This window comes from Mucilaginibacter inviolabilis, assembly GCF_011089895.1.
GTDB lineage: Bacteria > Bacteroidota > Bacteroidia > Sphingobacteriales > Sphingobacteriaceae > Mucilaginibacter > Mucilaginibacter inviolabilis.
In genome coordinates this window covers 3,664,759-3,688,357 of record NZ_JAANAT010000001.1, presented here as the reverse complement: position 1 = coordinate 3,688,357, position 23,599 = coordinate 3,664,759, and the positions used below count along the sequence as shown (strand labels likewise).

Genomic DNA, 23,599 nt, shown 5'->3' with positions numbered 1-23,599 from the left:
AGTAATGCATAAATTATATATTATAGTTTGGACACTTGTCATCTTAGCCATGACACCGCTGTGGGCATCTGCTCAGGAAACAGGCGGAGGGTTAACAGGTAAGGTATTAGATGCGGCCGGTCAGCCATTACCCGGCGCAACTATCAGCGCTGTTCATCAGCCATCAGGTACCAGGTACGCCACCGTGAGTGATAAAGACGGACGTTATCACCTGAACGGGTTGCGCATAGGAGGCCCCTATCAGCTTACTGTTAGTATGATCGGGATGAATACACAGGTAAAGGATGCCTTAACTGTAACGCTGGGCGATCCGCTTTTGTTGAACGTAGTTTTAACAGATAATACCAAAGCGCTTTCGGAAGTAGTGGTAAAGGCGACCAGATCGGGAGCCAAAGCCAATACTTATGGAGCCGGTCAAAACATCAATCAAAGCACCATCCGCAATATGCCTTCTATATCCAGGAGCATACAGGATATTACACGCCTTGTACCACAAAGCACCAAGGATAATTCATTTGCCGGAACCAGTTTCAGGTATAATAACGTAACTATTGACGGGGCAATCAATAATGATGCAATTGGATTCAGTCCATCTATTGGCGGGCAAACCGGATCGTCCGGAATGCCGGGCAGCAGCACCCGTACCAATCCGGTATCATTGGATGCCATACAGGATATGCAGGTTTATATTGCTCCTTTTGATGTTAAGATCGGTAATTTCACCGGCGGAAGCATCAACGCGGTAACCCGTAGTGGAACCAATGAAATAACCGGATCGGTTTATGCATTGGGAAGGAATGCCGCAATAACAGGGCCTGATCGTGTGGGAACTGCCGGTAAGCTGCCATCCGATTTTCATGATTATCAAACAGGTTTTCGTGTTGGATTTCCGATCATCAAAAACAAATTATTCTTTTTTACCAACGAAGAGATCACCCGCAGAACAGATCCCGTACTTCAGGCTGCCGGTACTGCCGAATCAGCAGGGATATTAAGCCTGCAGGATGCTGAAAACATCCGTAATGCTACCATTAAAAATTATGGGTTTGATCCGGGAACTGCAGGTCAGTACAATACTTACTCAAATTCCAATAAGTTTTTTAACAGGATAGACTGGAACATCGACGACAATAACCAACTGGTTATCCGGAATAATACGATTACCTCGAAAGCCATCAACCTGGAACGAGATCAACAGGATTTTCGCTTTGGGAGCATCGCTTATCAACAGGTAAATAATCAAACCTCTACGGTTGCCGAGTTGAAGAGCAGGATAAGCAATAGCTTATCCAACAGCGCGGTGGCTGGTTTTACCTTTGTTCACGATTATCGTAATCCTTCATCTGACCCATCTATTCCGCAAGTACAGATTGCAGGAGAAACACCTGGAACTACTATTTATTTAGGAACAGACAGAGAGGCCTCCATTTTTAATCAAAAGCAACGGACGATTGAGTTTACCGATAATCTTACCTGGAACCTGGGTAAACACACCTTTACGTTTGGTACCCATAATGAATTTTACAATATCAATTATGGATTTGTTAACTCCTGGAACGGGCGGATAGATTATTTAAGTATACAGGATTATCTGAACAACTCACCCTATAGAGTAAGAGGCAGTTATAACTATACAGATGATACCCGCGATTATATTTTGAATAACCCGGTAGCTAAGTTTAATATTAATTTGTACAGTGTTTATGCGCAGGATGAGATCCAGATTAGCGACAGGTTTAAAATTACACCGGGGATAAGGCTGGATTATGCCGATGTTCCCGATAAACAGTTACTCAGCACTAAATCGCAAAATGCCAATCATGACCCTTATTTCGGAACGACTTATCTGTATACGCCTTTGTACAGAATTACAAACTCCTATTTCAGCAGTCTTCAAATTTCACCACGTTTAGGTTTCAGGTACGACTGGCTGGGCAATCAAAGTCTGATATTCAGAGGCGGCGCCGGCTTATTTACGGGGCGCATACCATTTGCATGGCTGGGCTATACCTTTTATAATAATGGCGACTCTTATGGCGCTTACGACCGAAACAGCAACAATACGGTATTTACCGGTAATCCACTGCAAGGAGGTGCTAATGGTATAGGAAAGTATATCAGCCAAAATGGAGTCAATATCATTGGTAAAAATGCAAGTCCTACTCAGGTAGATGTTGTGGACAATCATTTCAAAATGCCAAGGGTAGCCAGGATTAATATGGCTGTTGATTATACCGATCAAAACCAGTTTAAATACACCGTTGAAGGGATATTGACCAAAACCATACAAGATGTGGTGTTCCGCCAGATCAATGTACAGGATAACCCTACTTATTACGGGTACGATGTAAAAAAGCAGCAGCCTATATTTTCCGGGTCTGTTGATCCTACGTTTACCAACGTATATGAGATGAGCAACACATCGCAAGGGTATCGTTATAGTTTAACAGGTACTGTCAGCAGGAATTTTTCGATGGGTTTTAATTTCTCGGCATCATATACTTATGGGAAATCAAAAGATGTTTCCAACGGAATCCGTAACTCACTGGAATCAAACTGGCAGTTGAACCAGGCGCTTAACCCAAACAATCCTGGTTTGGCCAATTCCAATTTTGATATCCGCAACCGTATCGTGATCAACGCAGGCTACCATAAAGCATGGAATGAGAGATGGATAAGTAATTTTTCACTGTTCTTCAGCGCTCAAAGTGGCAGTCCTTTCACTTATGGCCTGGTGAACAACAGCATACAAGGCCTGGGCCAGCAGGTAAGTCTTTTGTATATCCCTAAAATGGGCGAAACAATTAACTTTTTCCAGGACTACACCAATGGTAGCGGACAAGTAATAACTGCGGTCAGCCAGGCAAATGCCTTTGATAATTATATTAATAGCAACAAATATCTAAGCTCCAGAAGAGGTGATTTTACCGAAAGGAATACCGGAAGAACGCCCTGGAACAATCAGGCCGATTTTCATTTTGCGCAAGAGTATCATTTTTCAAAATCGGGTAAACAGTATCTCACTTTCAGTGCGGATATTATCAACCTTACCAACCTGCTGAATAAAAATTGGGGTATTAGTTATTTCTCGCCCAATACCTTTAACTCCACAGCAAGTATAGGGTTAACACCCGCTTTTCCGGCCAGGCAAAATCCGGGCAATTACCCGGTATATCAATTCCAGGATCCGGGAAAATCCTATTCTGTAGATTATTTTAACTCCAGGTACCAGGTACAGTTAGGCGCCAGGTATACATTTTAACAGCCGACCTGAATATGTTGAAAGTCATCGATATTTTATAAAGATCAAACAATGAGAAAGAAAACATTAACGAGTTTTGCAGGCGGCCTTATGCTGATCATGGGATTGCTGTTCCTGATCGTGTCCTGCAAAAAAGACCACAATAATAAGGATGGCAGCGTACCATTAGGAAGCGCAGGCCCCTTAACCATGATGCCCACCAGTGGCAACGCAGGTACTTTAGTTACTATCAGTGGTAGCGGCTTTAGTACCAATGCAGCAGATAATACGGTTACATTTAATGGTAAGCAAGCCAATGTGGTGAATGCCAATGCCAGCCAGTTAGTTGTTCAGGCACCACAGGGTGGTAGTACGGGTACGGTTCAGGTGAGTGTGAGCGGCAAATCGGCAACTGCGGGTACCTATACCTTTCAAGCTTTGAGTATTCATTCTATTGAACCTTTTAACGGGCCAACCGGTACAAATGTGCGTATCATTGGCGCGGGTTTCGGCAGTACAACAGCGCCGGCACAAGTTACTATTAACGGCGCAGCATCAACAGTAACCAGTGCTGCCGATACTTTATTGATAGTTGCTGTACCTACTAACGCCGGTACAGGACCTGTGGTAGTTAAGGTGAACGGGCAAACAGCCACGGGACCTGTATTTACCTATCAGGCTATTTCTGCAATAAGTCCGCTTACTGGTGGCCCGGGTACTGTTGTTACCATAACCGGAACAGGATTTAATACAGTAACAGCGCAAAATGTAGTAGCTGTTAACGGGGTTGCGGCAATTGTAAACAGTGCCAGCAGTACATCAATTACAGCTACCTTACAGGCCGGTGTCAGCACAGGGCCGGTATCGGTATCCATTAATGGCGAACGCACCGCAGGGCCAGTATTCACCGTAGTACCACCTCCGCTAATTGCTTCGGTATCACCTACAAGTGGTTTGGCAGGTGTACAGGTTACTATCAATGGTAATTATTTCAGTACAGTACTAACAGAAAATCAGGTAACCTTTAATGGAATCTCTGCCGTAATCAGTAGCGCGTCTGTTAATAAACTGGTAGTAAATGCGCCTGCAAATGTAACAACAGGTAAAATTGTAATTACCACCAACCAACAAGTTACCACTGGTCCGGTATTTACCGTGCAAAGTTTGGGTGTAAGTTCCCTTAGCCCTGATAATGGTCTTGATGGCACTGTGGTTACCATAACCGGAACCGGGTTCAATACCACTGCATCACAAAACCAGGTGTATTTTAACGGAAACGCGGCAACTGTTACCAGTGCAACGGCAACCACCTTAGTTGTAACGGCACCTGTTGGCACAACAACCGGTCCAATTACGGTTAAGGCAAATGGACTAACAGCTACTGGTCCGGTGTTTACGCATGCGGGTGTATCAACGCTGGCCGGCGGTCCAAAAGTTAAAACCTTATTGAATCGTAATATATCGAATATGGTAATTGATAGTAAGGGTAATTTGTTTTTAACCAATGGAAACAACGTCCTTGAAGCATCACCAACAGGAGTTATTTCTGTTTTTGCGGGCAGCACAACAGGAGATACCGGATTCCAGGATGGTACCGGCACAGGAGCGTTATTCCAATACTTGATTGGTATTACTATAGATAATCAGGATAATCTGTACGTTGCTGATATTAATAACAATGCTATTCGTAAAATCACGCCTTCTGGAGTTGTAAGCACTTATAAAACAATAACGGGCCCGGTACAATTGGCTTTTGACTCACAAGGAACCCTTTATATAGGTCAAAGCAATAATGTCATTACCAAATATCAGTCGAATGGATTGCAGATTGTGATGACTACGCAGGCAAATAACTTCAAATTTGTAATTGACGCTGCAGGTAATTTATACTACGGCGGGGCATATGATAATGCGATTCATATGGTAAATCCTTCCGGTGTGGAACCCTATCGTTTTTATGCAGGCAACTATGGACAGAACCTGAGAGACGGGGGACCAGGTATTGGTTCATTCAGTAACATTGCAGGGCTGGCTATTGATCCAACTTCGCAAAACCTCATTGTGGCAGACCGCTCCGGCAGTAATGCTATAAGAATAGTGACTCCTGATCGTAATGTCACTACCTTAACCGGTGGTAATAATTATTCGGGACAGGCAGGATTCAAGGATGGCGGATTATCATCAGCTTTATTCAATAGTCCAAGCGCTGTGGCAGTGGATAAAAATGGAACCATCTACGTAATGGATGCTGAGAATGCAGCCTTACGAAAAGTAGCAACCCATTAAAAGAATTAATTACTACAACGGTGCAGTATATCTGCACCGTTGTAAATCTTTGTGAAGTAAAAGCCATTTAGATTAACGAAGAACAGCATAAAATGACCACTTTTTATTGCTGAAAGCCTGCAAAGTTTAACGCAACCTAAACCTTTTAATTAATTACTAAAGGCAGGACTTAAAGCCTGCCTTTTAAACTTTTAAATTATGCAAATCAGCAAAGGTGAATATCTATTGATAATGTATTTAGATTGGAAAGGTAGTTATGTCTGAATTGGGCAAATCAACTGATAAGGATTATTATAATCCGCATTTACTGATTGCAGGAGTGCTGGTCATATTAATCAGCGTGTCTGCATATACCCTGGTAATGGCTATTTATAGTTTCTTTAAACACTTTCATAGATAGGTATCCAATAAGTAAGAGAACCGAACCCTCTTATTCAATTTATAAATGGTTTAAACCATCAATTGCTTTATTAATTAATCGGCTCGAGTTATACTGAGTCTGGAAAAGCAAAAGCCCCGCAGACATGCGGGGCTTTTTTATTGACCTTAACCGGGGTATTTGTAAATAAAAGAGGGTTACTCTTTTTTATTTTTGAGCACGGTTACTGCTGAACGAATCGCGGTACATTTTCCAACCGTTTTTCGTTTTCTTCCAAAGAACTAAAAATTTGCCATCGTCAAAAACTTTTCCATGCGCATCAAACGATTGCCAGAGCCCTTCCTCGGTAACATATTCCCGGCCATCGCCATAGATGTTTTTGGTGATGAATTTTCCGCCTTTCAGACCATACTTTTCATACCCATCCTTAAAAAATTTAGCCATCCCGGTATGATCACATATGGCAGTAGAATTGGGTGGCAGCAAACAGGCATCATCTGCATAGTGATTAAGAATGGATCCGTCGTTTTTGGCAATGGCAATAAAATAAGTAGCTTTGCTTGCCGCGATTGCTTTTTTAGCCTCCTGTAGTGGGCTCGATTGAGCGTTTGTAATAAAAGGCATCAATGGCAGGAGAAGGATCAAAAGAGCTTTCTTATAATTTTTCATCTTCATAAATTTTAGTCGTTTTAACAAAAATAAACCCCAGCTTACAAGTAAAATTGTAAAAAAACGAACAAATACACTTAGCGACATTTTTATTAGACACTTAGTAATTTTTCATAATATCATTATCTTTAATTATGAGAGATAGGGTATTCTTTCCGTCGGATATTTTAAAGCCTTTTGTAAAGAATTACTGGACATGCCGCCACGATACGGATGTTCTGGAGGTGATGTATCCGAGCGGTTGTGTGGAGCTTTGTATAGACATCTCCACCAATGATACCGTCAGGCACCGGGGAAGTAACGCGATGAAGGTACCCAGCCTGGAAGTGCTGGGCCATTGGACAATTCCAACCATGGCAGCACTCACCAAAGGAAATACATGTTTGATCACACGGTTCCATCCGCATGCCAACGCGCTTTTTTTTCCAAATCCGGCTTCTGATTTTACGAATGAATCGATTGATCTATGTGATATTTTCAATAAAGAGTCGGGTGACTTTTATAATCGTTTAATGGAGCAACCCACTCTGGAACAGAAGGTAGAAGTTTTGGAAGCGTTCCTGATCCAACGATTGGTAAGGAATAAAAGGAGCGATCAGCAATTGAAATTAGTGGAGCATTTGTGCAATTACGTTGCGCAAGAAGACAGGGCTTTCAATATACAGGATTTATCAGCACACTATGGTTTTTCTGAACGTTATATCCAGAAGCTTTTTATGGACTGGGTGGGAATAACTCCCCAGAAGTTTTTTTCTGTTCAGCGGTTTAACAGGAGCCTGGAGTTATTACGATCATCACCTCAGCCCTTAACTTCCATAGCTTTTGAATGCGGCTATTATGATCAGGCGCATTTTATAAAAGAGTTTAAATCTTATACCGGTTTAACGCCTAATCAGGTGAAAAAGCTTTGCTAACTTTTGGTCTTGGCGCAAGGCTTCGCCAAAGGTAAAATACCAGGTAGGCCTCCCATCCTTTAAATTTCTCAAACAGCGCATACATATTTTGCAGTTCGGTTTTGTTGGTTATGATGCCATGATTTAGCAGCGCGTTAAGCAGTCCGGCATCGCCGAATGGTACGGCTGTTTGATCGCGCAGGCATTTCATCAGTACGTAGTTGGCTGTCCATACCCCGATACCTTTTTGCGAGGTAAGCAGATCCTGGCGCGAAACAAAATCAGGTAGCGCCTTCAATATGGCTTTATCAATTTTTCCAGTCGCGAATGCTGTAGCCGCATTTTTTAGATAGGTAACTTTACTGCCGGAGAGCTGCATTTCCCGGAGATCATCAGAATCGGCCGCCGCGATTGCCTCCGGAGAAGGGAATATATAATATACTTCACCTTCATGCTCAATAAAATCCCCGTACTTTTCAATCAATCGGCGTTTGAGTTTATAGGCAAAAGTCAGGTTGATTTGCTGACCCATAATGGCCCAGGCCAAGGCCTCGAACAGATCAGGCATGCCTACCAGTTTCAGGCCATTAAAATCTTCGGCCATATAATGCAGCCTGTCATCGGTTTTCAGCAGTTCATAAAATGGCGCGATGTCGGCTTCCAGGTCAAACCATTCGCTGATGAAAGTTTTAACAAACGCGACTTGTTCTTCGGTTCGGTCTCCGTAAAGCCATTCTATTTTTACCGAACGGATACCTGGTGTAATCCTGACCAGGAATTTTTCCTCGCCGAGTTTAAAAGCTCTGAATACGCTGTTGTTTTTAACCCGGTACATAGGTTCGTCAAAACCGCGGGATAAAAACCATAACAGTTCTTCCGGATTGATAGGATGGGTTAATAAGATCTCGTCCATTTAAAGCTATTCGGCGTGGCTTTGGCCCACTTATTCTATTTCAATTTTAGGGTCCCAGAAAAGCTCCTTAAACTTTACTACTTTCCCGTTATGTACGGCTACGCCTTCCTGCTCCAACATTTGTATACGCCATTTTCCACCGCTGTTTTCTGGGGGCGAAATATGGCCGCTGCTGTTCACTACGCGATGAGCGGGTAGTGTTTTGTTCTCATGATCTATCATACCCATAGCATGGCCCACCATCCTGGCCGTACCATAGCCCAGCGCCTTAGCTATTGCCCCATAAGAGGTTACCCGTCCTGTTGGAATGAGCTCAACTACCTGAAAAACATCATCATTAAATTGCCTGGTATCCATTACGCTTTGATCAAAAAATTAATCAGAAAAATCATCTATCATATTAAATGTGGGCACAAAAAATAAACTCCCGGTTTTGGCTGTACTGAAATCCAGGATCCTGTCATAGTTCCCTTCGGGCGAGCCAATAAACATATTGGCCAGCATGGTTTGCACCGTGCTGAATGTGCTGGCGTAAGCTATAAAATAAGTACCCATCTCGTTAGTACTCATATTGCCAAAAGGCATATTATCCCGAACAATTTTCAAATCATCGCCAACATTGGCCAGGGCTATATGGGAGTTGGAAGGTTTTACCTCATCGCTCATTTCAATATCATTCGCTTTGTATCGCCCTATTACTTTCTCCTGCTGTTCTGTTGAAAGCCCTTTCCATGCTGTTAAGTCATGGATGTATTTTTGTGTGAAAAGATAGCTGCCGCCTTCATAAGCAGGATCTTCATCGGCCACCAAACTGAAAAATTCCCGATCCTGTCCGTGCGGATTTTCAGTGCCATCCACAAAGCCTAAAATGGAGCGGCTATCCCAATACCTGAAACCATGGATTTCCACGGTACTGATGGCCACAGGACTTAAAACATCCGTTATGGCAGATGCCATATCATAACAGATGCTGGTGGTATCGGCACGGATATGAAAATGCAGATCGCCTTTGGTAGAAACCGCGGTATGTTTGCTACCAACAATAGGGGCAAAATTTGTTAGCTCTTTAGGTAACGGAGTAGGAAGCTCAAGCCGGAGCCAGGCATCATGTCCAATACCCATCACACAGCTTGCCCGCGAAACAGGGAAACGGATATTGGCAGAATTATTAAGGTTGATGATCAGCTTACAAAGCTGACTGAAAGTATCCTTCACCTCCACATCATCCTTAAAACTCCAGACCATAAATATGGTATTGTTATTGGTATAGTCTGTTACATTCTGCGAGTCTGGTTTCATATTTATTATATCTGTTGGGTGTTACGAAAATAAACAAAATCACCAACAGCATTTATTATACGAGCATTATTTCTGATTGGGAAAATCAGCGCCTATAGTGGTTGCCTTCCAGACCTCCAATTCATCAGTCATCGCGATCAGCTTTTCTGATGCCCGATTATAGGCATCTTTACCCAAATACAGATGCAGTGGCGGTTGGTACTCTTCAGAAATCTGGATCAATATTTCGGCAGCTTTATCCGGATCGCCGGGTTGTTTGCCATTGGCTGCCAGGTAACGTTCCTGTGTGTCTTTTACGGCCTGGTAACCTTCAATCTTACTTTCGGTATAAGCCAATGAATTTTGGGTAAGAAAGCCTGTACGGAATCCTGATGGTTCAACTACGGTTACCTTGATGCCGAACTCTTTAACATCGAGTGCCAATACTTCAGAAAAGGCAGTTACCGCGGCTTTGGTAGCCGAATATATTGACCAGCCCGGCGCACCTACAAAACCGGCAACAGAACTCATATTAATGATGAAGCCGCTTTTCTGCTTACGCATAACGGGCAGTACGCTCCGGGTAACATTAATGGTAGCCAAAACATTCACGTCAAAAATATTTTTGATATCCTGCTCTACTATTTCTTCTACCGTACCGGCCATGCCGTAACCGGCATTATTAACCAGTACATTAATTTGCCCGAATGCGGTGATGGTTTGCCTGATGGATTCTTCGATGCAATCCAGGTTATTCAAATCTACCGCTAACGGGAGAAAGCGTTCGGCGTCTATCAGTCCAACAGCATCTTTAAGGGTTTGTGCATTGCGCGAGGTTGCGGCTACCCGGTAGCCATTATGCAATAGCTTTTTTACCAGGTTAAGCCCCAATCCTTGTGAGGCCCCGGTGATATACCATACTTTTGATGAGTTCATAGCTTGTTTGTTTTATGATGCCATGATGCTTGATGTTTCCTTGATTAAGGATTGCATCAAAACCGCGGCTTTGGTATGTTTAAGTATCGGCGCGATTTGCCCGCCCCAAAACAATACCATGTCCCATTTTTGTTGTTCAAGTGCCGCTTTTCTTAATGACGATATGAAAGTGGTTTGCAGCGGGAAGGGCAGAAATTGTTTTTCCTGGCCCACTAAATCTTTGACCACCCTGCTGGTGATACCCCGGCCCAGTCGCCCGGTAAAGGCGCGTGATAGGGTGGTATATTTGGCGGCATCAGAAAACAGTATTTCCCGGTGAACGGGTAATGCACCCGATTCATCGCAAGCCAGAAACGCCGTACCGATCTGCGCGGCATCGGCACCCAAAGTGAGCGCTGCGGCTACACCACGACCGTTGGCGATACCACCCGCGGCAATAATAGGCGTTTTTACTTTTTCCCTGATCAATTGGATCAATACAAAAGTTCCGGTGGTTGATTGTTCGGCAGAAGCCAAAAATGAAGGGCGGTGACCACCGGATTCAAAGCCCGAAGCGATGATCATATCCACACCCGCTGCATCCAAAGCAATGGCTTCATCCATCGTGGTGGCTGCGCCTACTGTTTTAATCCCCAGTTTACGGCATTGCTCCAGGATATCTGCAGAGGGTATGCCAAACATAAAGCTGAACACTTTTGGACGGGTACTCAGTATTACTTCAACCTGGTTTTCAAAACGGGGTTTAAAAACTGCCGGTTTCTCGGGCAAAGCAATCCCGGCTTCGTCAAAATAAGGTTTGAACAAAGCTTTAGTCTGTTCAAAATGCTCGTCAGAAACCGTACCGCCTATAGCATCAGTATCAGAAACCCACAGGTTAATATTATAGGGCTTATTGGTAGCGGCTTTGAGTTGCTTGTCTTTTTCATAGATATCCTGCGGACTTAAAGTATAAGCGCCATAGCCGCCTAAACCACCTGCGTTAGATACCGTTGCTACCAGTTCAACCGATGACAATCCGCCGCCAAATGGCCCCTGCATGATGGGGTAATCAATGCCTAATATTTCTGTTGCTTTTGTGTTATACCACATGATTATATAGTTTTATTCGTTTACGTCGCTGATCATTTTATTAACGATCAACCATTTGCCATCTATCTGGTGAAATGACAGGAACTCGTGATAGTTGAATTCATACATTTTTACCTTTACTTCGGCAACGGCAATGGAGTTTATTACCCTGATATCAACGATCTCGCCTTTAAATGGTTTCCCCGAATCTTTGGGACTTTGGCGATGTGCCACACCATCTAAATATTGTTCTAAAGTTTTGGCATACGGCTGACCTTTTACATCGCCAAATAATAATGTACCGTTATAGTAGATTGGGCTTAGTTTGCTAATGTCCCCTTCATATATCCCTTTGAAGTAGTGGTTTTCGAGCACCTCGGTAATGGCAGCTCTGCTTTGCTGATTAGTTTCCATTTTCTTTAAGTTTTGTGCCTTAATGTTCTGCAAGGTACAGAACATTAAAGCGGTTAATAACAAGGTTTTCATATCAATTTAAATTGCGTCCGGCAGCCATACCTCCATCAACATTGATGATAGCGCCGGTGATGAATTTGCTCTTGGCAACAGTATAAACCATTTCGGCAATGTCTTCCACTTCACCCACACGGTTCAGCAGATGCAAGCCAGCGCTTTGGTCGGCCTTGTCGCCATGCATCGGGGTGCGGATGGTACCGGGCGCAATGGTATTCACCCGGATGTTGTCTTTACCAAACTCAGCCGCCAGTTGTATAGTAAGCGCTTGTATGGCCCCCTTTGATGCCATTTGCGCAGTGATAGGAACGCCAGTATAGGAATGACTGACTAGCGGTGTGCCAATATTGATCACTACACCATCGTGCTGTTTTAACATTTGCGGTATAACCGCCTGGGTGGTAAAATAGGTGCCTTTGAGGTTGGTATTCAGAAATTTATCCAGGTAGGCTTCATCTACTTCCAGAAAAGGCCGGGTTTCAAATATACCCGCATTGTTTACCAGCACATCTGCCGAACCAAATTTTTCAATGGCTTTGGCCACCAGTTGTTCACCGGTTTGTTTGTGGCTTACATTACCTGCTACCATAGCCAGGTTATCACCTGCACCCAATTCGTTAAAAACCTGTTCCAGTTTGTGGGCGGTTGTGGAATTGATCACTACGTTATCGCCCTTTTCCAAAAAATAACGGGCTATTTCTTTACCTATACCGGACGATGCGCCGGTTACTATGACGGTTTGTTTTTTCATGGTCTTTATTTTTTATCGGCTGTGATGCCTTTTGCTCTTAATACGGATACTTGTTCGCCTGCATATCCCCAGTCGTCCAGGTCAACTTCCTGTATCACCACATGGGTTAAATGCGGGTCTTTATTTAAGGTGCTGGTCAACAGATCGGTTACGCCTTTTATTAGGGTTTGTTTTTGTTCACGGGTGACTCCCTCACGGGTGATCTCGATTTTTACGAATGGCATGGCTGTGGTTTTTTAGGCTGCGGCTGTTTCGGCAACAGCGTTAGCAGTGATGGTTACCTGTAGATCAAATTCATTGTAGATCAAAGTATCGCCCAGATCTTTGAAGAAATTACCTGAACGGAATTTCATACCGTATTTGGTACGGTCGATCACAATTTTGCCAGATGCAGTAATGACATCACCAGCATTTTCGATTTGCGCGTCGAACGCTACCGGATGGGTAAGATCTTTAATGGTCAGATCGCCATTGATGTGGTAAGAGCCATCTCCTTTTGGCACTGATGTGGTGATCACGAATAAAGCTTCAGGGTATTCTTTTGAATTGAAGAAATCCTCCGAAGCCAGGTGACCGGCAAATTGTGCATTGGTAGCGGGATCGGTTATATCCAAAATGTTGATCGATGTGGTATCGATAATAAAGCGGCCGCCCGAAAGCTGACCGTCGTTAAAAGTTAAGGAACCTTCTTTAACAGAGATAGTTCCGTTATGTGCGCCGGTTACTTTGCGACCGGTCCAGTCGATGTTACTTTTAGCGCTTACGATTTTAAAATTTTGTGTTTCCATGTTTGTATGTCGTTAATGACAATACAAATGTGGGGAGGAATGAAGAGGAACTTACGTGACCTACATCACATTTGAAAGAGCAGGTAAATTACGTGATGTACATCACATTTTGAGGGGTAGAGATTACAGGGTTCGGAAAAATCAAAATAGGTGCTAAAACAGGGTTTGGCTAAAGCCTGTATCAGATTGTTTATACTCCGTTGGTTAAAACCAACGGCAATGAAGAATAAATCAACCTATTTATTGCCGTCCCATTTATGGGACGGATCATGGAAGCATTTATAGGCTTTAGCCGAAATAACTATCTTCCCAACACCTGTAGTAAACAACTCAGGAATGATAAAGCCTACTCAGCGTTTCACGCGAAACTCCCAAATAGGCGGCAATCAAATGCTTGGGGACGATATTGTATAGCGCGGGATATTGGGCCAGCAGCTCTTCGTAGCGATGTTTGGCATCGTTGTTCATGAATGATAATAGTCTTTTTTGGGAGGCTACATAACCTTTATTGGTACGCCAGCGAAAAAAATGTTCTACCTGGTGAATCTCGTTGCAGAGTTTTTCGCGGTCGTCATTGGAGAGGTAAAGCACCTCGGCATCGGTAATACAATCTAAATTGATAGTTGCTTTGGCATGGCTATATAGAGCATTGTAATCCGATGCCCACCAGGTTGGCATAGCAAATTGGAGGATGAACATTTTCAGATCATCATTGACATAGAATGACTTCAGGCAGCCATCCAGCACAAAATATTCATGATCTACCTTATCGCCGGCAGCAATAATAACCTGCCCTTTTTTGAAAGACCGCTGTTTGAAATGCGAAAAAAGATAATCGAACTGCTCATCCGTTAACGATATAGTTTTGGCGATATGTGCCTGGAGTATTTCTTTGGCTTGCATCAAATCAAAATTACTTAATGCATTTAATATTTCACCTATCTAACATGCGTTCGGTATAAAGAACGCTCCCAACCATTTCAATCAGCATCAATGAACAAAAAGTGGGTTAACATGAAAATCCACTTTTTAGTATTAAAATTTAATTAATGTGTTGATTATTAATTAGTTGCATTTGTGTTGGTTGTGAAAAGTGTAAACCCATGTAAACCCACTTTTATAATGAAATGGGCCACCGTGTTGGGGACTAAGAAATCATTTTTAATTCCCTCCCCACGGGAGGGGCGTGTAGGGCAGGTGTACTGGCAGGTAGGGGTTTCTACGCGCGATGATCATCCTGTTTCATAAACCCCTTCCTCCCCTTCCCGGGGGAAGGAATCGCACAAAGCCCTGGCTCTTTTGATGGATGTCATGGAGCTCCGTCGAAGCATGGTGGGCAGGCCTCTGCGCTCTACCCTTCGACGGAGCTTAGGGTGACAGTCCCTTTTTTACGCATTTCTACTACTTTATTTTCAGGCCATCAGCTGTCGCTAGTAACTCTTCGGCAGTCATAAACCCTTCCGCTTTTTTTGTAATGCTACCATCAGCATTCAAAAAGAACAAAGTTGGTGTCGCCCTGATCTTGTACCTGTCGTTTAGCTTGTGTCCCTCAGGGCTGTCAATATCAATGGCTACATCTATAAATTGCTGGTTATAAACATCGCCCAGCTTTTTCTGAACCAATACTTCCTGCTCCATTTTTTTGCAGGTAGGGCACCAGGAGGCATGGGCAAACACAAACAGGGGTTTATTTTCGGCCTTGGCAATTTCTTCTGCTTGCACCAAAGAAATGGTCTTAAAGTTGACGCCATCATGCGAGCTTAACATGGGCTTGTACCGCCTGGTGCAAGCGGTAATACTGAAACATAATCCGGCAACGACCGCGATCATCATTATTTTTTGAAAGATTTTCATTTGATTTTAATTAATAGGTTATGCAACTTTTAACTGGATTTTTCGGAAGATGATCTTATAGGCCAATACTACTCCGGTTAATAATAGAGTACAGCCCAATATCCAGTTGATGAGGTTATGCTGAGCTTTCAATACGTTCATGAGGTAATTCCCGGCGCAGCCATAGATTAAAAATGCCAGGAAAGTGCCCGTACCAATAGCGGTTATATATACATTATAATTGGCTGTATTGGAGTACAATACTTTTCTGCCTTTTAGCACCGCCGTCCAGCCCAACCAAAACGGAATATGGAGCGGGTTAAGCAAACTGAGCACCAGGCCCGAATAAAAGGGCTGCATCCCTATAAATGGCAGTGTGTCCTCAAAATTGCGCATATGAAATGCCGCTTCCAGACTTTTATATGCCAAGTACAAAATGGCAAAGCAAAATACCACGCTTAAATATCTGAACAGCTTTTGTAAATGACCGAGCTTATCGAGCAAAAACAAAGCCACCCTAACCAGGCTTACTTCTACCAAAATGGCGGCAAAGCCAAACTCAAAGGCTCCCATGAAATTATTATTGAGCGCATAATTGGCAACGCTGGTATTTAAGGTGCCTATAGGCAATGCCCCAATAAAACTGATGCTGAAAGCGGCGAAAAATAATTTGAAATATCTGGACATGTTAGGCGATCAGTTTTAAATAGTTAGTATTATCCTTTAACATTTGCATGCCTTCGGCATAGGTCATGTATTTAAGGTTTTTATTTTTATGGTTGATGGTGCTGATGGTATGTAAAAGTTTCCAATGTTTCATGATCTCTTTCCAGGCAAAAAAGATGGAGTGTTTGGGATCATAAATATGGGTAGGCTCGCTGCCGGCGCCGTTCAGCTCCACAATAGCGAAGTTTTTCCCCTGGCACAGTTCTTCCCAGGTATTGTACATCACATCCATCCTGCCGAAATAGAATTCAGGTATCTGCCTGCAAACCGCATCGATAGTCTGGGTTAATTCATCCGAGATCTGGTGGCTGAGATCAATAAATTTTGCACCCCTGGCATGGTTGCCATAAGGAACCAATACGCGTTTTTCGCCCGATGGTAACACCTGTTGAAGCTCTTCGGCGTTGGTGATCATCAGTTCGGGGAGCTGTAATAGATAGCGTGGTTCTCTGGCCAGCAATTCCGCAATGGTTAATCGGCCATCTCCGGTAACGGTTAAAAACTCCTTACCTACAATACCCGATATATGGCCTTTGTCCTGGCCCGGTATTCTGTAATAAAATATCCCCACCTCCTGTTGGTATGGAATAAATGCCTGTACCAAAAAGTCAACCTTCATGGATTGTACATATGGAGCTAGTTCATCATCGCTGTGTATTTTCTTAACCAGTACCCCTCGGCCGCCAATATCGGGTTTCAGGATTAATGGATAGTTTAAATTTTCCTGTTTGATGACTTGTTTTATTTGCTCCGCAGGTGTTCCTGCTTTAAAGAAAAAAGTTTCGGGTTTGTATGGTTCGGGTATCTGGTGATGGATGAGCCATTTGCTTTCCATGGCAAAACCGCCGTTTTCGATCTGTGGGTTCGCGGTATTGAAAAAGAAAAATGAACGTGATTTAAAACTCAGCCAAAACCAATAGAACATAATAGGGGCATACACCGTGTTGAGCGACCAGTATTCCCAATTAAAAAGCCTGATGAAAAAGCGTTTTATAGCAAAAAAGCGTGGCAATATTCTCGGCTGATTTATTTGAGCAGGGCTTTCAATGGCCAGCTCATTTATATATTGTTTGTTTGCTTTTAGGTCTTCGTAGGTCATGGTGATATTGCCATGCATTACGCTGATGTTGGTTACGCTCATTGTTTTCATTTTTCCATCGCGGTTAATCACCAGGCTGTCTTTCTGGTCTCCTTCACCGGCATATTTGTGAAAATGAAGGATGTTGTTTGCTGTTTTTGGATAGTCGGACCGCTGCCAGTCGCTAAACCAGTTCTCCCGTTTATTTGCCGCCGTTTGATCATATAGTGTAGTCGACGACCAGATATGGGGCAGATTCATGCTGATGGACGTGGTATGTTTTTCTTCACCATCCCAGCGGCATTCATATAACTCGCCCGAGGTGTACAGGATCAATGTAAAAGGTTCAACACCGTCCAGATCCATATTGTGGTAATGATGTGCAGGAAGTTCTGCTTCGATAATTTCCTTTAACACCAGTCCGCGGCTTTTGCGGTAATCTTTTTGTTTGGTATGATTTACAAACGCCCCGTTAAGCAGTACCACGAGGTCGCCATTGTTTTTGGCTGCTATCCAGCTGCCATGCTTATCCGGGTCTTTGGGATAAAGTAATTTAGCGCTTCCGGCATTGTAAATTGCCGGAGCAAGGGCGATGCCTCGGGTCACATGTTCATCCCTGTTGGAGGTCAAAAAGAAACCATCCTTGCCGGGAATATAGGTTACTGTGCACATGCCTTCCTGTATTTAAGTGTGGAAGCAGCTACGCCAAATTCTTCGGGTATGTCGATCTCTGACACCGCGTTTACACCAATGCGGATAAGCGCCATGTGATGAACCGTATGTTCCATATTGTAAACCAGTTCGCGTAAATAGTTGGTCACTACTTCGGCCCGGTGATCGACCTCAGCTCCATATTCTACCTGTAAAACAAAGCTCTTATCGGGCCTAACCAATTGATCAGCTATTTGATGCAAGGCTGAAATGGCCGCGTTTTTATCAGATTCAATAGCATGGTTCCGGATACGTTTATCATAATCGACTAGGCCACTTTCGTAGCCTTTATACAGTTCGATAAAAAACTCCAGGATATGGCGGGTATGCTGCCCTATGCTTGAGTGGGATAATAGTTTTACAGGTTGTGTATATTGTTCGTTGGTCAAATGGTCAATAACAAACTCCAGTTGTTCCAGTAAGTTTATGATGGGCTTTTTAAGTTTCATGATGTTTTAAATTGATTAGGATTACCTAAGCGTGAATAAATGGGATATAGGACACCAGCTGTTTTCTGAATATCAACAGGAGAATGGAGCAGCAGATGAAAACGGCTAATGCCAATCCAAATAACTGCCCGCCGTCGTTTTGTACCACGATGCCTAATTGGGTGATGTGTGCCAGTAGCGCGCCGGCCATAATGCCTACGGCCAGGAGTGCGCCTAAGCTGGTGGTTTTGGGAATTAACAGCAGGATAGAGGCTATAAGTTCTAAAGAGCCGATGCCGATCCGTCCCCAGGGTTCCAGACCAAGGGTTGAAAAAATATATACTGATTCCGGTGCTGCAGTAAACTTAAAATATAAGGTTTGGAGCATAATTATCGCGGCGGCAAGGCGCAATATCCAGGCTAAAATATTGATTGGAGTGCTTGTCATGATGTTGTTTTTAATGATGCTGAATAATAGGGGTATGATTAGCTGCCAGCTTTAAAGCGGCGTTAGTTATGTCTCTACCAGCCTCCTGCTTTGATTGAAGCGGGAAGGATTGAAATACCAAATCTTTATTGATGATGGTGATCTTATTGGTATCAAAACCGAAGGTAGCGCCGCTATCCTGGGTGGAGTTAAGCACAATAAGATCGAAGTTCTTTTTATACAATTTATGTACTGCGTTTTGCTCTTCGTTGTTGGTCTCTAAAGCAAAACCTACGGCGATTTGGTCGTCCCGTTTCACCCGCCCGAATTCGTAAGCGATATCTACATTCTTAACCATTTTCAACTCAAATTCATTGGCCGATTTCTTCATCTTGTAAGTAAAAATTTCGGCAGGTTTATAATCGGCAACTGCTGCTGCAAAAACTACAACCTGTGCTGAGTCGAAATATGGCAGGCAGGCTGCAAACATTTCATCTGCTGATTGAACCTGGATAATGCTGAGGTTAGTGTGGGTTAATGTTAAACCTACAGGCCCGGATACCAGTACCACCGTACAGCCTTGATCTAAAAAAGCTTCAGCAATAGCATAGCCCATTTTACCCGATGAATGATTACTGATATAGCGTACCGGGTCAATGGCTTCCCGGATAGGGCCCGCGGTAATTAATACCAAAGGGCCCTTTGTGGTGGTGGTCATAATGGATTAGTTGTTATCCTTTAGTGCTGGCCATTTTTCATCAGCGGTTTTAATCAGGCTTTGCTGATCTTTTACCCATAACTCTTTCACTTTGCTGTTGTAGTTGAAATAAAGCTTGTCATTTACCACAGTCCAGGTATCGGTTTGGGTAGGCGCCTTGTGACCTTGTGATAAACCATAAGCGCAGTAACCACCATATTGAGGTGCATATTTATCCGGATCTGATTTAAATACTTCCAGGTTTTTGCGGGATGCGAAAAGCCAGGTAGCATCCTTCCATTGATAGCTTAGGCTATCTGAACCTTTCACTGGTTTTGATTCTGTGAAAAAAGCAACGGGATCGTAACCTTTGATAGCTTTGCCACCCGGTGCAAATATTTCTGATTTTTGTGCTTTTGCCTGTGCTATGCCTAAAAAAGCGATGAAGGCGATTAGAATGGTACGTTTCATGTAAATTGTTGGGTTAAGTGTGTGTAATTGGGTGGGTTACTGAGTGATCTTTGCCCAGTTGGCGTCAGCTTTTCTTTTAAGATTGCTCTCGTCTTTGTCCCAGGATTTTTTGGTGTTGTTGAAAAACTTATTGTAGAAGAGGTAAAGCTTACCATCGAGCAGCTTAAAAGTACCGGGATCGATGTCTACCTTCTCACCGGTTGCACCCATGGCATAGGCACACCAACCACCATATTGTGGCTGATATTTAGCCGGACTGGCTTTGAACAGATCCCTGTTTTGTGTTGATGAAAAACGATAAGTGATGCCTTCAGTAACCAGGGTAATATCTTTTTTTCCTTCCTGGGCTTTATGGGCTGTGAAGTACGAAACTGGATCATAACCCCTGATGGCCAATCCGGAATCATCCAGGTTAAATTGTTTTTTGTGAAATTCCGTAGCGTTTTGTGCAGAGGCCACGCGAATGATAAATAGAGCTGCAACAAGCAGGGCGAACATTTTTTTCATGATCTTATTATCTTGATTAGTTGTTTTGCTGCTTTGTCGGAGATTACCGGCGATCCTTACAATAATTTTTAATTAATTGACAAAGGGTCGGATAAATGAGGCTTGTAGAGGAGTAGGTTTGCATACATTGTTTAAAAGAAAAAGCCTCAGAATTTTAAAATTCTGAGGCTTTTTCTTTTAAGCGGCAAATGTTACACGATTTATAACTATGGCTTTTTTTCTTCCAAAACTGTTTTTTTAACGGGAGAAAACTGGCCAAAAATATCTGTTATCTGCAGGGCAATATAGTAGTCCTGGGCTTTCAGGTTCATGTCTTTAACCAAAAATCCTGTACTGGTGAGGTCGGGGTCGGTGCCTTTGATAGATGCAATAGGATTGCCAGTGTATGAGCTATTTTCGTATATTTTTATCTCATAGCTTAACTGTGGCGTTGCGGTTGGCAGCATGCTCCAGTTCACAAAAATCTTTTTCTGGGAGTGATCATAATAGGAAGCCAGATCATAAATACTTGCCGGCTGAATCTCCGGTTTATCTTTTTGATGGGTAGGATAAAAGGTTTTTGGCTGTCCCGGAGTTGTGCCGCATGAAGTTACCTTTACGCCATCATTACCATACTTTTCCGCCTTCCATGAACCTTCACCAGCTTCAGCCACCAACGAGTCTGGGTGTGCCCATTTGTTCTGATCAGTTAACATCCAGTAAGATTTGTAAACAGCTGTTCTGGATCTTTTTTGATCATCGGCAAAATTTTCCAGAAAGCTGCCGATATCTCCATGAAGCATAGCTTCTTTTTCGGGCACCATAAAGGTTACATAATGCCGGTAAGTTTTCTCGCTTTGGTCATATATCCAGTAGCCCACCATGGTTGTAGAATCATTTACCGTCCATCGTTTTACAATATTGGTATACCAATGACCGGGCTTCCAACCAAAATCGGCATGAGAATGTAAACCTGTACCCTCACCACCAAAGCCGCCAACAAAAGTTAACGGGTCTTTATATTGTGCGGATAGCTGAACCTTATTAGGAAAGTCCCAAATGGAAAATATGTTATTGGGCATACGTGTTTCATTTAAGCCTGCTTTTTGTATCCCGCAATAACCACCGCTTTTACCAATGCCAAACTGCACGCTGCAGGCATAGGTATAAGGAGCCAAACCATCCGCCGGAAACATTACATCTGCCATCATCAGCTCGGCTTTGATTTTATTCATTTTGACTGTTTTTACATAGGGTCCCCATTTTGGGCAGCTTTGCTGGGCTAAACTATGTGTTGCAGTGGCTAGTGTTAGTATCGGAATAAAAAGGTATTTTATATTTAATTTCATGTGCTTTAAATAGGCTTAAATTAGCTAGTTGTGTGCTGCATCTATGGTTTGTTCAACTACCAGGTAAGAACCCGGCACATATATTCGTATAGGGAACCGAAGATTTAAACTATACATGCCATCAGGTAATCCATCATTATGCACAAACTGGGTTGGGATCCTTTGATAAATATTATATCCATTACCCAGGGAGTTTAACGGAAATGGTGTAAATGGAAATTTAAATACCATAGCATCGTCTGTATAATAATATGATTTGGTATACTGTTGCAGCGATTGTAAATAGGGAGGATTTGGATTTAAACCGGCTGCCGGTCTGCTGATAATCTCGCCCTTTTTGGGGTTGAAGAATACGCCGTTTTTGTCCATATACTTAACGGTGATCACATTGGGTGTATCGGCAACTCTGGTTACTGTTAACAACGGTGGTTTACCTCCCACAGATTTACTTTCATTGCCAACCATTATCCTGGTTTCGCTGGTTGATCCGATGGTTGGCACCGATTCGAAGGTGGTAGTGTCCCTGAGTAAAAAATCGCCAATTTTGGGATAAATTTTTGTCCCGGTTTCATTTTTTATTTCCAGGTCAAATTGATATTCGCCGGCGGGTAGTTGCAGGGCTCCGTAGTTACCCAATATCTGACCACTGGAAGGATTAATAGAAATTGGGGCTACGTTAACGGTTTTAAGTTTAGCATTAATCAATTGCAGGGTGGTATCTGTTTTAGGATCATATAATCCTGTCCAAACCGAAACAGGGTATGTTTTGCTAAATAAATCATCTACAATTTTACCGGTTGCCTTATCATAAAAATGGATAACCCTTACAGAAAAAGGTTGCGAGGTACCGTCGCCATTCAATCCTGCACTAAGAAATGCCCGCCCTTTAGGAATAATGATAGGGTTTTGCTCGTAATGAATATATGGACTTAAGAAACCATTGCCTGTTTTTTTGCACGCGTAGCTTGCTACTAAACATATAATGAGTAATGGGATATATAAAAATAGATTACGTTTCATGTTGTTGTTATTGTTTAAAAAATAAAACATGTGTATTACTAAGCACATTAAGCTGGCCTGTAGAGGTGGTAAGACCTGTTGTTTGGCACCGTACCCTGACGCCAACTGTATCCGGTATATCAGATGCAACTACTACAGTTGGTAGTTTCCCTTTAATAAAGGTGTAATATTCTATACTTGGAGCTGTGCTGGTAGCCGAGGTGTATCCTAAAGTAGGGTCATATGTTTTTTCGAACGATATAACTGCCTGACTCCCGGTTTTTGACGTATTGAAAACAACTCCGTTTCCGGTTAGCGAACCATAGGTTACTGTTTGAGGGATGATATATGTATTTAATGAGTCTTTGAATACATTCAGATCATACTTGATTAAAGTGTCGATACTGTATTTGGCAAATGGGTTCTTTTTTTGAGCCTGTAGAGTTTTTGCCTGTAAATAATTGTTAATGGAAAAATCTGTTGGTGCATAAAATGTAATGCCTTTTTGATTGATCACATCTTTTAATCCGGCCTTATCAATCACCAATAATAAAGTATCAAACATATTATATCTGTTACTTTTTAAATAGTCATAAGTGCTTAAAGTTGTGGTTGTGTTTTCCAGCTTACCACCAACGATATAATCGTTTTTTTTGCATGAAACCAATATGATACCGGCTAATGCAGAGATCATAAAGAATTTAATTATATTTTTCATTTT

The 23,599-nt window shown here is 42.8% G+C and carries 25 protein-coding genes; 3 read left to right on the top strand and 22 right to left on the bottom strand.

The window, feature by feature from the left end:
* Window positions 1–4: 4 nt before the first annotated feature.
* Window positions 5–3,262, top strand: a complete 3,258-nt coding sequence (locus G7092_RS15225) for a TonB-dependent receptor (RefSeq protein WP_166090653.1) — start codon at window positions 5–7, stop codon at window positions 3,260–3,262.
* Window positions 3,263–3,313: 51 nt separating this feature from the next.
* Window positions 3,314–5,527 (top strand): IPT/TIG domain-containing protein, encoded by a 2,214-nt coding sequence (locus G7092_RS15220; RefSeq protein ID WP_166090652.1) that lies wholly within the window; start codon window positions 3,314–3,316, stop codon window positions 5,525–5,527.
* A 586-nt stretch (window positions 5,528–6,113) separates the two neighbouring features.
* On the opposite strand, the gene G7092_RS15215 is transcribed toward G7092_RS15220, so the two are convergent.
* On the bottom strand, window positions 6,114–6,575 hold the full coding sequence (locus tag G7092_RS15215; RefSeq protein ID WP_166090651.1) for a YybH family protein: 462 nt from the start codon (window positions 6,573–6,575) through the stop codon (window positions 6,114–6,116).
* Window positions 6,576–6,709: 134 nt separating this feature from the next.
* Here G7092_RS15215 and G7092_RS15210 point away from each other — a divergent pair, with 134 nt between their 5' ends.
* The gene (locus G7092_RS15210) at window positions 6,710–7,489 is read left to right on the top strand and encodes a helix-turn-helix domain-containing protein (RefSeq protein ID WP_166090649.1); all 780 of its coding nucleotides are present in this window, start codon (window positions 6,710–6,712) and stop codon (window positions 7,487–7,489) included.
* On the opposite strand, the gene G7092_RS15205 is transcribed toward G7092_RS15210, so the two are convergent.
* The 21 genes from G7092_RS15205 to G7092_RS15105 form a co-directional block, all read right to left on the bottom strand.
* A complete protein-coding gene (locus tag G7092_RS15205) occupies window positions 7,464–8,381 on the bottom strand; it encodes a DNA-3-methyladenine glycosylase family protein (RefSeq protein WP_166090648.1) in 918 nt (305 codons plus the stop codon). The genes G7092_RS15210 and G7092_RS15205 overlap by 26 nt on opposite strands.
* A gap of 30 nt (window positions 8,382–8,411) precedes the next feature.
* Complete coding sequence (locus G7092_RS15200; protein ID WP_166090647.1) at window positions 8,412–8,738, bottom strand: MGMT family protein; 327 nt, start codon at window positions 8,736–8,738, stop codon at window positions 8,412–8,414.
* A gap of 18 nt (window positions 8,739–8,756) precedes the next feature.
* Window positions 8,757–9,680, bottom strand: coding sequence for a Dyp-type peroxidase (locus G7092_RS15195; protein ID WP_166090646.1), 924 nt, complete (start codon window positions 9,678–9,680; stop codon window positions 8,757–8,759).
* 66 nt (window positions 9,681–9,746) lie between these two features.
* On the bottom strand, window positions 9,747–10,595 hold the full coding sequence (locus G7092_RS15190) for an SDR family NAD(P)-dependent oxidoreductase (RefSeq protein ID WP_166090644.1): 849 nt from the start codon (window positions 10,593–10,595) through the stop codon (window positions 9,747–9,749).
* A gap of 12 nt (window positions 10,596–10,607) precedes the next feature.
* Entirely contained in the window at window positions 10,608–11,684 is a 1,077-nt protein-coding gene (locus tag G7092_RS15185) for an NAD(P)H-dependent flavin oxidoreductase (protein WP_166090643.1), read from the bottom strand.
* Window positions 11,685–11,696: 12 nt separating this feature from the next.
* Window positions 11,697–12,149: a nuclear transport factor 2 family protein gene (locus G7092_RS15180; protein ID WP_166090642.1), complete on the bottom strand. Its 453-nt coding sequence runs from the start codon at window positions 12,147–12,149 to the stop codon at window positions 11,697–11,699.
* Between the two features lies 1 nt (window position 12,150).
* A complete protein-coding gene (locus G7092_RS15175; RefSeq protein WP_166090641.1) occupies window positions 12,151–12,885 on the bottom strand; it encodes an SDR family NAD(P)-dependent oxidoreductase in 735 nt (244 codons plus the stop codon).
* A 5-nt stretch (window positions 12,886–12,890) separates the two neighbouring features.
* Window positions 12,891–13,109 (bottom strand): tautomerase family protein, encoded by a 219-nt coding sequence (locus G7092_RS15170; protein ID WP_166090639.1) that lies wholly within the window; start codon window positions 13,107–13,109, stop codon window positions 12,891–12,893.
* A 12-nt stretch (window positions 13,110–13,121) separates the two neighbouring features.
* The gene (locus G7092_RS15165; protein ID WP_166090638.1) at window positions 13,122–13,673 is read right to left on the bottom strand and encodes a YceI family protein; all 552 of its coding nucleotides are present in this window, start codon (window positions 13,671–13,673) and stop codon (window positions 13,122–13,124) included.
* 330 nt (window positions 13,674–14,003) lie between these two features.
* Complete coding sequence (locus G7092_RS15160) at window positions 14,004–14,576, bottom strand: Crp/Fnr family transcriptional regulator (protein WP_166090636.1); 573 nt, start codon at window positions 14,574–14,576, stop codon at window positions 14,004–14,006.
* Between the two features lie 498 nt (window positions 14,577–15,074).
* A complete protein-coding gene (locus tag G7092_RS15155; protein WP_166090635.1) occupies window positions 15,075–15,527 on the bottom strand; it encodes a thioredoxin family protein in 453 nt (150 codons plus the stop codon).
* 18 nt (window positions 15,528–15,545) lie between these two features.
* Window positions 15,546–16,193: a LysE family translocator gene (locus tag G7092_RS15150; protein ID WP_166090634.1), complete on the bottom strand. Its 648-nt coding sequence runs from the start codon at window positions 16,191–16,193 to the stop codon at window positions 15,546–15,548.
* 1 nt (window position 16,194) lies between these two features.
* The gene (locus G7092_RS15145) at window positions 16,195–17,982 is read right to left on the bottom strand and encodes an NRDE family protein (protein ID WP_166090632.1); all 1,788 of its coding nucleotides are present in this window, start codon (window positions 17,980–17,982) and stop codon (window positions 16,195–16,197) included.
* Window positions 17,970–18,470 carry a DinB family protein gene (locus G7092_RS15140; RefSeq protein ID WP_166090631.1) on the bottom strand — a complete coding sequence of 167 codons (501 nt, stop codon included), beginning with the start codon at window positions 18,468–18,470 and terminating at the stop codon, window positions 17,970–17,972. The genes G7092_RS15145 and G7092_RS15140 overlap by 13 nt, the downstream gene beginning before the upstream one ends.
* A gap of 25 nt (window positions 18,471–18,495) precedes the next feature.
* Window positions 18,496–18,897: a DoxX family protein gene (locus G7092_RS15135; RefSeq protein WP_166090630.1), complete on the bottom strand. Its 402-nt coding sequence runs from the start codon at window positions 18,895–18,897 to the stop codon at window positions 18,496–18,498.
* 10 nt (window positions 18,898–18,907) lie between these two features.
* On the bottom strand, window positions 18,908–19,594 hold the full coding sequence (locus tag G7092_RS15130; RefSeq protein ID WP_166090628.1) for a phosphopantothenoylcysteine decarboxylase domain-containing protein: 687 nt from the start codon (window positions 19,592–19,594) through the stop codon (window positions 18,908–18,910).
* A 6-nt stretch (window positions 19,595–19,600) separates the two neighbouring features.
* Window positions 19,601–20,044, bottom strand: a complete 444-nt coding sequence (locus G7092_RS15125; protein WP_166090627.1) for a YHS domain-containing (seleno)protein — start codon at window positions 20,042–20,044, stop codon at window positions 19,601–19,603.
* A gap of 36 nt (window positions 20,045–20,080) precedes the next feature.
* On the bottom strand, window positions 20,081–20,551 hold the full coding sequence (locus G7092_RS15120; RefSeq protein WP_166090626.1) for a YHS domain-containing (seleno)protein: 471 nt from the start codon (window positions 20,549–20,551) through the stop codon (window positions 20,081–20,083).
* 206 nt (window positions 20,552–20,757) lie between these two features.
* Complete coding sequence (locus G7092_RS15115) at window positions 20,758–21,879, bottom strand: DUF3472 domain-containing protein (protein WP_438861463.1); 1,122 nt, start codon at window positions 21,877–21,879, stop codon at window positions 20,758–20,760.
* Window positions 21,880–21,903: 24 nt separating this feature from the next.
* Window positions 21,904–22,899, bottom strand: a complete 996-nt coding sequence (locus tag G7092_RS15110) for a DUF5007 domain-containing protein (RefSeq protein ID WP_166090624.1) — start codon at window positions 22,897–22,899, stop codon at window positions 21,904–21,906.
* A gap of 7 nt (window positions 22,900–22,906) precedes the next feature.
* Window positions 22,907–23,596: a fasciclin domain-containing protein gene (locus tag G7092_RS15105; protein ID WP_166090623.1), complete on the bottom strand. Its 690-nt coding sequence runs from the start codon at window positions 23,594–23,596 to the stop codon at window positions 22,907–22,909.
* Window positions 23,597–23,599: the final 3 nt, after the last annotated feature.